We start from the raw sequence: 14,766 nt of genomic DNA on the forward strand, positions 1-14,766 counted from the left end.
ATGCTTTCTTATTGGAAACTGCATAAAACCCCTATCCTTTTAGGCATAGGTAGTTTGCTATTCTACGTAGTTTTCGCCCATGATCTAAACAGAGAAGATTTCCCCAAACTCCTGTCCCTATTTGCTGCACTGTTTTTCCTCCATTACAAACTCATCCAATTTGAGAAATGGAATTTTAAGTTTCTGTTGGTTGCGGGTATCTTATTTAGACTGACTTTCTTATGGGCAGAACCCAACCTTTCCCAAGATTTCTATCGCTTTATTTGGGATGGGGAATTGATCAAGAACGGAATCAATCCATACATACACCTCCCCAAAGACCTTATTTCCCAAATTGACCTTCCTATTGCCAATGCTCAAGAGCTTTTTGATGGAATGGGCAGCCTTAGTGCCAGACACTACAGCAACTACCCTCCCGTAAACCAAATTATATTTGCTCTGGCCTCCTTTTTGGGTGGGGGAAGCATTTTGGGCTCTGTTATTACAATGCGGCTTATGATTATTCTTGCCGATATAGGAATCTTGGTGCTGGGCAGGAAGCTGCTTCAAAACCTCAACCGTTCCAATCACGTGGCCTTTTGGTATTTTTTGAATCCTTTGGTAATTATTGAGCTGACGGGAAATTTACACTTTGAAGGTGTCATGCTCTTTTTCTTTATATGGGCCCTGTATTTAATCTCCAATAAAAAATGGGCGATTGCCGCCCCCATCTATGCGGCCTCCATTATGGTGAAACTGGTTCCCATCTTGTTCCTGCCTTTGTTTCTAAGATTCTTCGGATTCAGGAAAAGTGTTTGGTTCTATTTGCTGGTCGTGATTTCAAGTGTGCTCCTACTACTTCCATTTTATTCATCGGTCTTTATAGACAATTATTCCGAAACGGTAGGCCTATGGTTTTCCAATTTTGAATTCAATGCCGGATTCTATAATGCCTTAAAAATTGTGGCCGTGGATTGTTTTGATGCCAAACCCTGGGAATTGGTTAAGATTTATGGCAAATGGGTGGCTGGTGCTGTGGTGCTGGGAGCAATGCTTTTGGCACTGTCCAGAAAAAACCAAACTTCAACACCTTTGATTACCTCCATGCTGATCCTGCTCACTGGGTATTATCTCCTATCCACTACCGTGCATCCCTGGTATCTGGTCTTTTTGATGGGACTTGCCATGTTTACCAAATTCAGGTTTGCCATGCTATGGTCTTTCCTGGTAGTCTTGAGTTATTTTGCCTATTCCAATGTGGATTTCGATGAGAATCTGTGGTTGTTGGCTTTTGAATATCTGCTGGTCATCGGCTATATGATTTATGAAATTATGGGTAGAAGCGGAAAAAAGTTAGATTTCTTCAAAAAATAATGGGCATTTTAGGTCGGTTGAAATTAATTTGTACTTTTATCCCATAATGAAAGGACAAATACACATACTATCTTCTTTGGGCATCACTGCTCCCGTTCGTCCATTCGCTCCACGTCGCCGTCGCCCGTAAGGGTGCACATCAGTTATGGAAATAGGTGAGTCCATTTCCGCAGAAAACCTTCAGATTTCAAATTTTTACCTGTTTTAAACGCCATGCAATGGAAATTGTAATTGCTAACGAATCACATTTTAAGTACGCCCAGATTATCAGCGATACCATCACGGAATCAGCTAAGGTACGAGGCACAGGAATAGCCCAACGGAGTCCAGAATATATCATGAAAAGGTTGGAGAACGGGAATGCCGTTATTGCCTTGGACGACGGGAAGTTTGCTGGCTTTTGTTATATCGAAGTCTGGGGCAACAAGAATTTTGTGGCCAACTCCGGGCTTATTGTTCATCCTGATTACAGAAACCAAGGACTGGCCAAAAAAATAAAGAAGTCCATTTTTGAGCTTTCCAGACAAAAGTTCCCCAATGCCAAAATATTTGGTATTACCACAGGACTAGCGGTCATGAAAATGAATTATGAATTGGGCTATAAGCCTGTCACTTTTTCCGAATTGACTGATGATCCCGATTTCTGGAAAGGCTGCCAAACTTGTAAAAACTTTGATATCCTTACCAGGACAGAAAGAAATATGTGCTTGTGCACAGGAATGCTGTACGACCCAAAGGTCAAAAAGTCCGTATCAAAAAAAATAAATGGAAAAGCGTTTGCCCGGTTGAAGAGCATAAAAGAGCATCTTTTCCTAAAAAAGAAAACAAAATAACATTGTCTGTTCGAGCGCAGTCGAGAACAATTAGACCTCTTCTGTTTACATGGATGGCATAAAATTGAATAAAATAAAAATGAAAAAACTAGTACTAGCCTATAGCGGTGGATTGGATACCTCTTATTGCGCCAAATACCTGTCCCAAGAAGAAGGTTTTGAAGTCCATGCGGTAAGTGTGAACACGGGCGGATTTTCTGCAGAAGAAATCCAAGAGATTGAGCAAAAGGCTTTAGCACTTGGAGCTTCCACCTACACGTCCATTGATGCAGTTTCCAATTTCTATGAAAAGGTGGTCAAATATCTCATTTTTGGTAACGTATTAAGGAACAATACCTATCCTTTATCTGTTAGCGCGGAGCGAATCGTACAGGCCGTGGAAATTGTAAGTCATGCCAAAAAAATTGGCGCAGAGAATATTGCTCACGGAAGTACGGGAGCCGGTAACGATCAGGTTAGGTTTGATATGATCTTTCAAATCATGGCCCCAAATATTAAAATTATCACCCCCATAAGGGATAATAAATTATCAAGGGAAGCAGAGATAGAATACCTTCAAAAAAATGGGATTGATTACTCTTGGGAAAAGGCCAAATATTCCATCAATAGAGGTTTATGGGGCACCTCTGTAGGCGGGGATGAAACCTTGACTTCCCATCTTTCCTTACCGGAAAGCGCTTACCCTAGCCAACTGGAAAAAGAATTGTCCAAAGAACTTAAGCTCACCTTCACCAAAGGCGAATTGACCGCTGTGGATGGGGAATCGGCCTCGCCTGTGGACAATATTGAAAAACTGGAAGCGATCGCATCCAAATATGCCATTGGAAGGGATATCCATGTGGGCGATACCATTATCGGAATCAAAGGAAGGGTCGGATTTGAAGCTGCCGCACCCACTATCATCATCAAAGCACACCATTTGTTGGAAAAACACACCCTGAGCAAATGGCAGCAATATCAAAAAGAACAATTGGCCAACTTCTATGGCATGTTGCTTCACGAAGGCAACTACTTGGATGAGGTCATGCGAAACATTGAAGCTTTCTTGGCAGATACCCAAAAAAATGTTTCGGGAGATGTGTTCGTAACCCTACACCCCTATCGCTTTGAATTGGACGGAATTTCATCTCCACACGATCTAATGAACGCTTCCTTTGGAAGTTATGGGGAGATGAACAAGGGTTGGACCGCAGATGATGCCAAAGGATTCATCAAAATCCTGTCCAATCCCGGAAAAATTGCAAATCATGTAAACCAAGACCATGATTAAGGCTGGAATAATAGGAGGTTCGGGATATACCGGAGGGGAACTGATCAGATTATTGCTGAATCATCCCCAAACCGAAATAGATTTTGTGTTCAGCACTACGCGGGCAGGAAAGCCTGTGTCCTCCGCTCATCAAGATTTGCTGGGGCAAACGGATTTGCACTTTTCTGGAGCTATAAATCCTGAAGTGGATGTTGTCTTTTTGTGTTTGGGACACGGCAATTCTACCAAATTTTTGGAAGAAAATGCCTTTGCTGACCATACCAAGATCATCGATCTGAGCAACGACTTCAGATTACAGGCAGATGCCAGTTGGAATGGTAAAACCTTTGTTTACGGCCTACCCGAATTGAACAAATCCGGAATACAGTCCGCAGAGGCCATTGCCAACCCGGGTTGTTTTGCCACGGCCATCCAGTTGGGATTACTGCCCTTGGCCAAAGCAGGGTTGTTAAACAATGACATACATATTAACGCTGTTACGGGAAGTACGGGGGCTGGTGTTGGCTTATCCGCTACATCCCATTTTAGTTGGAGAAATAACAACGTTTCCTGGTACAAACCTTTTACCCACCAACATTTGGGTGAAATTGGAGAGAGCTTGGAATCCTTCGGAAATGAGGTGGGCAAACTCTATTTTTTACCCAATAGGGGCAACTTTACCAGGGGTATTTTGGCAACCGCTTACACGCCTTTTGATGGACGTTTGGAGGAAGCACAACAATTGTTCAAAGATTTTTATACTGATGCAGTCTATACCCATATCTCGGAGGAACCCATTCACCTAAAACAGGTGGTGAATACCAATCAGTGCCATATTCATTTGCACAAACACGAGGATGTGCTGTTGGTTACATCGGCCATAGATAATTTATTAAAGGGTGCTTCGGGACAAGCGGTACAGAACATGAATTTGATGTTCGGTTTGGAAGAGCAAATGGGATTACAATTAAAAGCAGGAGTGTTTTAAATAGATAAAAAATGAAAATAGCCATTATAGGAGCAGGGAATTTAGGACTGGCCATTGCCAAGGGCATTTTACACAGCAATGGGGCCACCACCATGTACCTGACCAAAAGAAACACCAGCTCCATCAAGGAGTTTGAAAAGTATGGGAATGTTGTGGTGACTTCTGACAATCATGAAGCGGTAAAGCAATCGGATATTCTAATTTTTGCGGTGCAACCTGGGCATTTTGCCAAGATTTTGGATGATGTAAAAGATCTCCTTACGGAGAACCATGTTATAATCAGTACCATCACCGGATTCAGTATTTCCAAAATCGAGGAAATTGTAGGAACGGACAAGTACATTGTACGGAGTATGCCCAACACGGCCATTTCCGTTGGAAATTCCATGACATGCATCTGTAGCAACGAATTGGGCAAGAAACGTATCGATTTGACCAAAGGTATTTTCAACCGTATGGGCCATACTTTGGAAATCCCGGAGGATTTGATGCAGGCGGCCACAGTAATCTGCGCTAGCGGCATTGCTTTTTGGATGCGTTTGATACGAGCCACTACGCAAGGCGCCATCCAGTTAGGTTTTGATGCCAAGGAAGCCCAAGAGTTGGCCATGCACACCTGTAATGGCGCAGCAAGCCTTTTGATTGATTCCGGCAGCCACCCCGAAGAGGAAATTGATCAGGTCACCACTCCAAGGGGATGTACCATTGAAGGCCTGAATGAGATGGAACACCAAGGTTTGAGTTCCTCACTCATCAGGGGAATTGTAACCTCATTTGAAAAAATCAACCAAATTAAAAAAGGATAAAACTTAGTTAGGGTGTCAGGTCGAGCGCCGTGTCTGCCGACAGGCAGGCAGTCGAGACCTCTATATCCATCGACAATAACCTCTCGACTCCGCTCGAGGGACAACTTAACAAAAATGGAACTATTTGACGTATATCCCCTATATGATGTAACTCCGGTTTCGGCCAAGGGCATTGAGGTCATTGATGACAAGGGTCAAAAATATCTCGATTTCTATGGTGGACATGCCGTGATTTCAATAGGGCACACCCATCCGCATTATGTAACGCGATTGAAAGAGCAGTTGGACAATATGGCATTTTATAGCAACTCGGTCCAAAATCCGCTTCAGCAAAAATTGGCGGACAAATTGGGCCAACTATCCGGATGTTCGGATTACAAGCTGTTTATGTGTAATTCTGGTGCGGAGGCCAACGAAAATGCCTTAAAACTGGCTTCGTTTCATACCGGAAAATCTAAGGTTATTGCGTTTAAGAATGGCTTTCACGGACGTACTTCCGCTGCTGTGGCGGCAACGGACAATCCAAATATCAATGCCCCAATCAATCAGCAACAAGAAGTCACCTTTCTTCCTTTAAACGATGCTGATGCCTTTGCAAAAGCCATTGAACATGGAGATTATTGCGCCGTTATTTTGGAAACCATCCAAGGCGTGGGCGGATTGGACGAACCCACCACCCCATTCCTTCAGTTTGTGGCTGAAAAATGCAAGCAAAATGGAGTGGTTCTGATAGCGGATGAAGTGCAATGTGGTTTTGGAAGGAGCGGGAAATTCTTCGCTTTTCAACACCACAATATCCAACCCGATATTATTTCCATTGCCAAAGGCATGGGGAACGGATTCCCGGTTGGGGGAGTGTTGATTCATGAGTCCTTCCAAGCTTCTTATGGACTATTGGGCACCACCTTTGGAGGCAACCATCTGGCATGCGCCGCAGTTTTGGCCGTGCTGGAAGTGATGGAACAGGAGCATTTAACCCAAAACGCAGCTGAACTAGGGACTTATTTTCTGGAGAAGGCCAAGGAAATTCCTGCAGTGAAAAATGTCAAGGGAAGAGGTCTTATGTTGGGTCTGGAGTTTGACTTTGAAGTGGCTTCGCTCAGAAAAAACATGATTTACAATCAAAAAGTGTTTACAGGCGGGGCCAAGGACAAGCACATATTGCGGTTTTTACCTGCACTAAATATCACCAAAAATCAAATTGACTTGTTTTTTGATGCCTTAAAAGCAGAATTGACATGAGTTTACTTTTGAATATAGAAAAGCGAAATGCCGTTTTGCAGCGAATGGGCGTACTGATACAGGAACAGGTCGAAAAGCTGATTGCGGCCAACTCAGAAGATTTAAATGCCTACGATGGTGGGGATTTGGCCATGGCGGACCGTCTAAAAGTGGATGAGGCGAAGGTTACTGGGATGATCCAATCGTTGGAAGAATTGGCTTCGCAACCTGACCCCATTGGCGTTGAGCTTTATGCCTTTACCCATGAAAACCAAATGCAGGTGAGCAATAGAACTGCTCCTTTTGGTACCGTTATGATCATCTATGAATCCAGACCTGACGTAACCATTGAAGCTGCTGGAATCGCATTCAAGTCGGGCAACAAAATCTTGCTGAAAGGGGGAAAGGAATCCCTACGAAGTAATCTGGTGCTGGTGGAGTTATGGCATCAGGCATTGGAAGAAAATGAATGTTCCAAGGATTGGGTCACTTACCTAAATTATTCCCGACAAGAAACCCAAGATTTCTTGGCCAACCCAGATCAGCAAATCGATTTGATTGTCCCCAGAGGTGGCGAACGATTGATTCAATTTGTAAAAGCACATGCCAAATGCCCAGTGATTGTGAGCGGTAGGGGCAACAACTTTTTGTATGTGGCCAAAACCGCAGATACCCAAATGGCCACAGATATCATTGTCAATGCCAAAATTGCCAAAATATCGGCATGCAATGCATTGGACAAGGTGCTTATTGATCAAGAACTGCCTAACAAGGAGGCTTTCGTTTCCGAATTGATCAACACACTTAAAAATAAACAGGTTGCTATTTATTCGGATAAGGCCATCTCGCAACATGGAGATACCGAAGTCATAACTGATGAGAAAATATGGGAAGAGGAGTTTTTGGATTACAAGATCGTGTTGGGCGAAACTTCAGGATTAGAGGACAGTATTGAACGAATCAACACCCATAGTGGAGGACATTCGGCAACCATAATTACCTCAGACCGAGAAGAAGCTTCCCTATTTATGGAATCGGTGGATTCGGCTGCAGTTTACCACAATGCTTCTACCCGTTTTACCGATGGCGGACAATTTGGCCTAGCTGGGGAATTGGCCATAAGCACGGATAAATTACACCAAAGAGGCCCTCTTGGATTAACCCATTTGGTCACCAATAAATGGTACATTAAAGGAAACGGCCAAACCAGATAATGCGATGAAGAAAAGGGTTCTCATAAAAATTGGCTCAAATACGCTCACCAAGGAAACCAATCAGATTTCCAGGGGCAAGATTGAGGATATCGGTAGGCAAATTGCCTTGCTGAAAGAGGAATATGAATTTATTCTGGTCTCTTCAGGCGCCATCGCCACCGCCAAGCAATTTGTTAAACTGGAGCACAATGGACAGGAAATTGATGTAAAACAGGCATTGGCCGCTATTGGTCAACCCCGTTTGATGCATATTTTTCAGGAGAGTTTTAGGGAATTGGGATTGTTCACCTCCCAATGTCTGTTCTCCTATTCCGATTTGGAAAATGAAAAAGCCAGAGTGAACATTGAGAACACCATCAACGTATTGTTGGCCAATGATGTAATCCCCATCATCAATGAAAATGATACTGTGGCCACGGATGAAATCAAATTTGGGGACAATGATAAATTGGCCGCCCTTACCGCAGCCTTTCTAAAAGCGGACCTCCTGTTGATTGCAACCAATACAGATGGCATTTACACCAAAGAATCCTTGGATGGAAAGCTCCCTGAAACGATTCAAGAAGTTGCTTCCATTACCGATTTGGGAAAAGAGGTAAGCAGTGTCAAATCTTCCCACGGAACAGGAGGCATGCAATCTAAAATTGAGGCCGCCAGTATTGCACAAAAAGCAGGAATAGAAACATGGATTGTCAACGGACTGAAAGATAATTTCATCATGGATAGTTTTCAGGACAAAATCCACTTTACAAAGATCAAGGTATGAAGCATTATTTGAGCATTCACGATATTGAAGACCTAGAGGCAGGGGTTGCCGAGGCCATCGAATTGAAAAAAGACCCGATCAAATTTAAATCCCTGGGTAAAGACAAAACTGTTTGTCTCCTTTTTTTCAATAACAGCCTTCGTACGCGCTTGAGTACGCAAAAAGCCGCTATAAACTTGGGAATGGAGGTGATGGTTATGAATTTCGGTAGTGAAGGTTGGCAACTGGAATTTGAGGATGGAACAATCATGGACCAAGGCAAAGCCGAACATATCAAAGAAGCTGCCCAAGTAGTGTCCCAATATTGTGATATTGTGGCCATCCGAGCTTTTGCTGGTCTGGAAAACAAAGCATTGGACGAGGCCGAGGTGGTACTTAGCGGATTTAAAAAGTATGCCACCGTTCCTGTAGTTAACATGGAAAGTTCGGTGGGTCATCCATTGCAGGCATTGGCAGATGCCATCACTTTAAAAGAGTTTGGCACCAAAACCAAGCCCAAAGTTGTACTTTCTTGGGCCCCACATCCCAGAGCATTGCCTCATGCCGTGGCCAATTCCTTTGTGGAAATGATGAAATTACAGGATGCGGATTTTGTGATCACCCACCCTAAGGGCTATGAACTAAACTCTGAAATCACCAGTGGGTGTCAGATTGAATATGATCAGGATAAAGCCTTGGAAAATGCCGACTTTGTTTATGTGAAAAATTGGAGTAGCTATTCGGATTATGGAAAAGTAGTTTCCCAAGACCCCAATTGGATGTTGACCCAAGCAAAACTTGGCACGGCCAAATTTATGCATTGTCTTCCTGTCAGAAGAAATGTGGTGGTAGCCGATGCTGTGTTGGACAGTGATCAATCCTTGGTGGTGGAACAGGCCAACAACAGGACGTATTCGGCACAAATTGTTTTAAAGAAAATTCTTGAATCCCAATAAAATGGAACTAAAGCTTAAGAACAAGGTCGGTATTGTAACTGGAGCAACCAGTGGGATGGGAAAGGCAATTGCAGAAGCCTACCACAAAGCAGGTGCCTCTTTGATCTTATCGGGTCGCAATTTGGAGCGAGGGAACCAATTGGCAGCACAACTGGAAAACAGCGTCTTTGTCCCTGGTAATGTAAATGATGTAGCTTACAACCAAAAATTGGTGACAACTGCCATGGACAGATTTGGAAGGTTGGATATTTTGTCCTTGAATGCTGGGATTCTTGGTTTGGGAAATGTGGTGGACCTTTCCGTTGAAACTTGGCGTGAGACTATCGACACCAACTTGAGTTCCATCTTTTATTGCTCCAAATTTGCCATTCCCTATTTACAAGAGGGGGAAGGAGGAAATATATTGATCAATGCATCCATTGCCGCTTTTAAGAGTTTTCCCAACCATCCGGCCTATTGTGCTTCTAAAGCGGCATCCCTAGGGTTGATGAAGCAATTGGCCGTGGAATATGCACCAAAAATCAGGGTAAATGCCATCTGTCCTGGCCCTGTGGACACCCCTCTGATTTGGGATTCGGCAAAAGCATTTGATCAGCCTGAAGTAGCAGTGGAAGATGCCAAAAATGCCACCTTGCTCAAGCGATTGGGGACTCCAGAAGATATTGCCAAATTGGCACTGTTCTTGGTTTCGGAAGATTCCTCCTGGATAACGGGCTCGGCAATGACCATTGATGGTGGAATTATAAATACATAAAATGGGTGAAAAACTTTCCATAGTAAAAATCGGGGGCAATGTCATTGAAGATCAAAACCAACTGGCCCAAACTTTGGCTCTTTTTTCCAAAATGGAGGGGCATAAAATTTTGGTACATGGGGGAGGAAAAAAGGCCACCGAAATTGGGAACAAACTGGGCATAGAGGCCCATATGATCAATGGCAGGAGAATTACCGACACTCAAAGTTTGGATGTGGCCATTATGGTGTATGCCGGATTGGTCAACAAAAAGATTGTGGCCCAACTGCAGTCCCGTGGAACCGATGCCATTGGAATGAGTGGGGCGGATGCAAATGCCATCCAAGCCCATAAAAGACCTGTAAAAGAAGTTGATTTTGGATGGGTTGGCGATGTGGATGGCGTGAATTCCAATGGGATTTTTAAGCTGTTACAAGCGGGGTTCACTCCCATTTTTTGTGCACTGACCCATGATGGCAAAGGACAATTGTTCAATACCAATGCCGATACCATTGCCGCCGAACTGGCCATTGGAATGTCAGGACTTTTTGAGACTACCTTGTTCTATTGTTTTGAGAAACAAGGTGTTCTGCGAAGTATTGAGAATGAGGATTCGGTCATTCAACACATCAACTCTAAAATCTATGCAACCTTATTGGAAGAGGGAATCATTGCCGATGGGATGCTACCTAAAATGCACAACTGCTTCCATGCCCTTCAAAATGAGGTAAAACAAGTCTGTATTGGAAACCATACCATGCTGGATGCAACAAACTCAAATTTTACGACCTTGACCCTATGAAAACCGATCAGTTAACGTTGACCCAAAAAGCAATTGAGTTGCTGAAGCAACTCATTTCCATCCCCTCATTTTCAGGAGAGGAGGATAAAACTGGCGATGCCATCGAGACTTGGCTCCAAGATTTTGGGGTAAAAACAGAACGGCAAGTCAATAATGTCTATGCTTTCAACAAGTATTTTGATGAGGCCAAGCCAACCCTGCTCCTCAACTCACACCACGATACCGTAAAACCCAATTCGGCTTATACCAAAGACCCTTTTCATCCCCATGTGGAGGACGGAAAGCTCTATGGTTTGGGCAGTAATGATGCCGGGGGCTGTTTGGTTTCCCTTTTGGCTACTTTTGTGCACTTTTATGAAGCCGAAAATCTAAGCCACAACATCATTATGGCGGCAACAGCAGAAGAGGAAAGTGCCGGAGAAAAAAGTCTTAGGGGATTATTACCTATTCTCCCCAAAATTGATGTGGCCATTGTTGGCGAACCTACCCTATTGGATTTGGCCATTGCCGAAAAAGGACTTGTGGTTTTTGATGCCGTGGTGGAGGGAACCCCTTCCCATGCGGCCCATCCCAATACCAACAATTCCATTTATAATACCATTGATGTTTTAAACTGGTTCAAAAATTACACTTTTGACAAGGTTTCGGATGCTCTGGGAGAGGTAAAAATGACCGTGACCCAAATCAATGCAGGGAAGCAGCACAATGTGGTTCCGGCCCAGGTGGATTTGGTAGTGGACGTGCGAGTCAATGATAGATACACCAATCAGGAAGTTGCGGATTTGTTGCAGCGGAAAGCCCCCTGTAAAATGACGCCTCGATCATTGCGATTGAATTCGTCTTCCATTGATCCCAAACACGATTTGGTAAAGAGCGGTATCGCCTTGGGTAGAAAAACCTACGGATCACCCACGCTGTCCGATCAGGCAGCATTGACTTGTCAATCCGTAAAATTGGGTCCGGGGGACAGTACTCGTTCCCACTCCGCAGATGAATTTATTTATGTGAATGAAATTGAGGAAGGAATTGACCTATATATCAAAATCCTAAAAGGATTTTTACAATGAAATTAAAATGTCAGTTCGAGCACCATGTCTGCCGACAAGCAGGCAGTCGAGAACTCATTAATAAGATTCCCACTTTCGTGGGAATGACAAAAACGAAACTATGAAACTCTGGGACAAAGGCTTTAGTACCGATAAAAAAATTGACCATTTTACCGTAGGCAACGATCGGGAATTGGATTTGCTGTTGGCAAAATACGATGTGATCGCATCCAAAGCCCACGCCAACATGTTGGCTCAAGTAGGCTTGATTTCCAAGGAAGAGTCAGAAGCCTTGGTAAAGGAATTGGGTGCTATTGCCAAATCCATTGATAAAGGAACCTTCAACATTGAGGATGATTTTGAGGATATGCATTCCAAGATTGAATTCCTACTTACCGAGAAACTGGGGGATACCGGGAAGAAAATCCATACCGCACGGTCAAGGAACGATCAGGTTTTGGTGGCCATGCAACTGTATTTAAAGAATGAGCTCCGTGAAATTAAGAATGAGGTGAAATCCCTTTTTGACCTTTTGATCAAGCTTGCAGAAAAGCACAAATCCATATTGCTGCCGGGTTATACGCATTTGCAAATTGCCATGCCCTCCTCATTCGGACTTTGGTTTTCGGCCTATGCAGAAAGTTTGGTGGATGATCTGTATTTTGTCCAAGCTGCTTACAGGATTGCCGACCAAAATCCCTTGGGAAGTGCAGCCGGCTATGGTAGTTCCTTTCCCATAGATCGGACTTTTACCACTAAAGAAATGGGATTCGAGACCCAGAAATACAACGTAGTTGCAGCCCAAATGGGTCGTGGGAAAGTTGAAAAGGCCACCGCCTTTGGCATTTCCAGTGTGGCCGCTACGCTCTCCAAGTTGGCCATGGACATCTGTTTGTACATGAGCCAGAATTTCGATTTTATCTCATTTCCGAATGAGCTGACCACGGGTAGTAGTATCATGCCCCACAAGAAAAACCCTGATGTTTTTGAATTGATTCGAGCAAAGTGCAACAAAATTCAGGCAGTGCCCAACCAACTGACCTTGATCACCAACAATCTCCCCAGTGGTTACCATAGGGATTTACAGTTGGTGAAGGAGGGCATTGTTCCTGCCATTCAGGATATTAAAGCATGTTTGGAAATGACCATTTTTAGCTTAAAAGAAATCCAAGTGAACCCAAACATCCTGGATGACCCCAAATACGATTATCTGTTTAGTGTGGACACATTGAATGAGCTGGTCAAAAGTGGAATGCCCTTCCGGGATGCGTACAAAACCATGGGACAGGCCATTGAGAATGGAAATTTTAAACCCAAAAGGGATATCCAACATACCCATGAGGGTAGTTTGGGGAATTTATGTTTGGAGGAAATCAAAGAGAAAATGGAAAAAGTACGCTCTTCCATCTAGTGGATTTTATCTTGACTTCACCCTTTTAAGGGTTGAGATAAAAATGTTCAGGAAATAAAGTCCTTGACCAACAACGAATAATATCAATCCGAAAAACCAGAGGGATTCAATATACTGTATCATCCTAAAATTTTCCATGGTTGGTTTTATATCCATATTGGTTGTTGCAAAGCTTAACGGAAAAAGTACAGTGAAAATCAAATGAAGCCAGAACATCCAGCCAAAAATTTCTATCATTCTGAGCTTTAGAATCCAATACCCAACTCCGCAAAGAATAAACCATGTTCCCAGTACATTGAACAAATGGGCACACGCGATGATAATGTAGGTATCATGAATATTTAAATCCAGGATTGCTTGTGGATAGACCACTGTAAACAAAACTTGTAAGGCGATTAGGAGAATTCCCAATATCCAAAATACAAGATGTGCCTTTTCCTTGATGCTATTCAAAAGAACGTTTACTTAATCATCTTCAAATTCACCACCTCTTGTTCCGTTAAATGGCGCCAATGGCCTCTGGGTAAATCCTTTTTGGTCAATCCCGCAAAAACAACCCGGTCCAATTTGGTGACGTGGTAACCTAAATGTTCAAAAATCCGACGTACAATCCGATTACGACCGCTATGGATTTGAATCCCGACTTCCCTTTTTGGAGCACCTTGGATATAGCTTACGTCATCCACTTCTACCGCTCCATCCTCCAACTCCAAGCCTGCCTCTATTTTTCTTAAATCAGAAAGGTTCAAACTTTTGTCCAAATGTACATGGTAAATTTTCCGAACCCCATGGGTAGGATGGGTCAGTTTTTTGGTCAAATCCCCATCGTTTGTGAACAACAACAATCCTGTTGTATTTCTATCCAACCGTCCAACGGGCAACAATCGATTTTTGGATGCACTGGATACCAGCTCCATCACGGTCCGTCTTCCTTTTTCGTCGTTAGTAGTGGTGATAAAGTTTTTGGGCTTGTTCAAGAGGATGTATTCCTTCTTTTCAGGATTGAGCTTTCTTCCATCAAAACGCACATCATCCGTGAGTTTCACTTTATAGCCCATTTCTGTAATCACTTTCCCATTTACCGAAACACTGCCCGCGGCTATATAGGTATCTGCTTCCCTTCGGGAACAAATTCCGGCATTGGCCACATAGCGGTTCAAACGGATTTCGTTGGGGTTGGATTTTTTTGGTGGGGTATGCGCTTTAGGCTTTGAACCGTATTTTTTGGCAAACGGTTTTCCTTTATTGCTCCCAGGTTTTTGAGAGGATCTCCTATTTCGTGGATTGTCTGATTTCGGCATCAGTCGTAAATTTTTTGCAAAAGTATATAACCTCTTTCTGTTGAGCAAGTTCTATTCCTTTTCTGAAGCCCTGAAAATGCCTTGAATAATTAGGACAGTAGATTTTCA

Annotated in this window: 15 protein-coding genes; 13 read left to right on the forward strand and 2 right to left on the reverse strand. The window is 43.3% G+C overall.

Annotated elements, in window-relative coordinates; all coding sequences use genetic code 11:
* The 13 genes from mptB to argH all read left to right on the forward strand — a co-directional run bounded on the left by mptB (position 1) and on the right by argH (position 13,357).
* Complete coding sequence (gene mptB / locus ACO6S0_RS15275; protein WP_422349184.1) at positions 1-1,353, forward strand: polyprenol phosphomannose-dependent alpha 1,6 mannosyltransferase MptB; 1,353 nt, start codon at positions 1-3, stop codon at positions 1,351-1,353.
* Between the two features lie 218 nt (positions 1,354-1,571).
* Positions 1,572-2,186: a GNAT family N-acetyltransferase gene (locus ACO6S0_RS15280; RefSeq protein ID WP_422349185.1), complete on the forward strand. Its 615-nt coding sequence runs from the start codon at positions 1,572-1,574 to the stop codon at positions 2,184-2,186.
* Positions 2,187-2,265: 79 nt separating this feature from the next.
* Positions 2,266-3,456 (forward strand): argininosuccinate synthase, encoded by a 1,191-nt coding sequence (locus ACO6S0_RS15285; protein WP_422349186.1) that lies wholly within the window; start codon positions 2,266-2,268, stop codon positions 3,454-3,456.
* Positions 3,449-4,423: an N-acetyl-gamma-glutamyl-phosphate reductase gene (argC, locus tag ACO6S0_RS15290; RefSeq protein ID WP_422349187.1), complete on the forward strand. Its 975-nt coding sequence runs from the start codon at positions 3,449-3,451 to the stop codon at positions 4,421-4,423. Before ACO6S0_RS15285 ends, argC begins: the two co-directional genes overlap by 8 nt.
* Positions 4,424-4,434: 11 nt before the next feature.
* Positions 4,435-5,229, forward strand: a complete 795-nt coding sequence (proC, locus tag ACO6S0_RS15295; protein WP_422349188.1) for a pyrroline-5-carboxylate reductase — start codon at positions 4,435-4,437, stop codon at positions 5,227-5,229.
* A gap of 114 nt (positions 5,230-5,343) precedes the next feature.
* Positions 5,344-6,471, forward strand: coding sequence for an aspartate aminotransferase family protein (locus ACO6S0_RS15300; protein ID WP_422349189.1), 1,128 nt, complete (start codon positions 5,344-5,346; stop codon positions 6,469-6,471).
* Positions 6,468-7,664, forward strand: coding sequence for a glutamate-5-semialdehyde dehydrogenase (locus tag ACO6S0_RS15305; protein ID WP_422349190.1), 1,197 nt, complete (start codon positions 6,468-6,470; stop codon positions 7,662-7,664). Before ACO6S0_RS15300 ends, ACO6S0_RS15305 begins: the two co-directional genes overlap by 4 nt.
* Before the next feature lie 4 nt (positions 7,665-7,668).
* Positions 7,669-8,430, forward strand: a complete 762-nt coding sequence (proB, locus tag ACO6S0_RS15310; protein WP_422349191.1) for a glutamate 5-kinase — start codon at positions 7,669-7,671, stop codon at positions 8,428-8,430.
* Positions 8,427-9,365 (forward strand): acetylornithine carbamoyltransferase, encoded by a 939-nt coding sequence (locus tag ACO6S0_RS15315; protein ID WP_422349192.1) that lies wholly within the window; start codon positions 8,427-8,429, stop codon positions 9,363-9,365. The genes proB and ACO6S0_RS15315 overlap by 4 nt, the downstream gene beginning before the upstream one ends.
* Before the next feature lies 1 nt (position 9,366).
* Positions 9,367-10,119: an SDR family NAD(P)-dependent oxidoreductase gene (locus ACO6S0_RS15320; RefSeq protein WP_422349193.1), complete on the forward strand. Its 753-nt coding sequence runs from the start codon at positions 9,367-9,369 to the stop codon at positions 10,117-10,119.
* A 1-nt stretch (position 10,120) separates the two neighbouring features.
* The gene (gene argB / locus ACO6S0_RS15325; protein WP_422349194.1) at positions 10,121-10,900 is read left to right on the forward strand and encodes an acetylglutamate kinase; all 780 of its coding nucleotides are present in this window, start codon (positions 10,121-10,123) and stop codon (positions 10,898-10,900) included.
* Entirely contained in the window at positions 10,897-11,967 is a 1,071-nt protein-coding gene (locus tag ACO6S0_RS15330) for a M20 family metallo-hydrolase (protein ID WP_422349195.1), read from the forward strand. Before argB ends, ACO6S0_RS15330 begins: the two co-directional genes overlap by 4 nt.
* Before the next feature lie 100 nt (positions 11,968-12,067).
* On the forward strand, positions 12,068-13,357 hold the full coding sequence (gene argH / locus ACO6S0_RS15335) for an argininosuccinate lyase (RefSeq protein WP_422349196.1): 1,290 nt from the start codon (positions 12,068-12,070) through the stop codon (positions 13,355-13,357).
* Between the two features lie 6 nt (positions 13,358-13,363).
* Here argH and ACO6S0_RS15340 read toward each other — a convergent pair whose 3' ends face one another.
* Together ACO6S0_RS15340 and ACO6S0_RS15345 are read right to left on the reverse strand one after the other, a co-directional pair.
* The gene (locus ACO6S0_RS15340; protein ID WP_422349197.1) at positions 13,364-13,810 is read right to left on the reverse strand and encodes a hypothetical protein; all 447 of its coding nucleotides are present in this window, start codon (positions 13,808-13,810) and stop codon (positions 13,364-13,366) included.
* 8 nt (positions 13,811-13,818) lie between these two features.
* On the reverse strand, positions 13,819-14,658 hold the full coding sequence (locus ACO6S0_RS15345) for a pseudouridine synthase (RefSeq protein ID WP_422349198.1): 840 nt from the start codon (positions 14,656-14,658) through the stop codon (positions 13,819-13,821).
* Between the last annotated feature and the right edge of the window lie 108 nt (positions 14,659-14,766).

Origin of the sequence: Flagellimonas sp. (assembly GCF_965233845.1) — a bacterium.
GTDB lineage: Bacteria > Bacteroidota > Bacteroidia > Flavobacteriales > Flavobacteriaceae > Flagellimonas.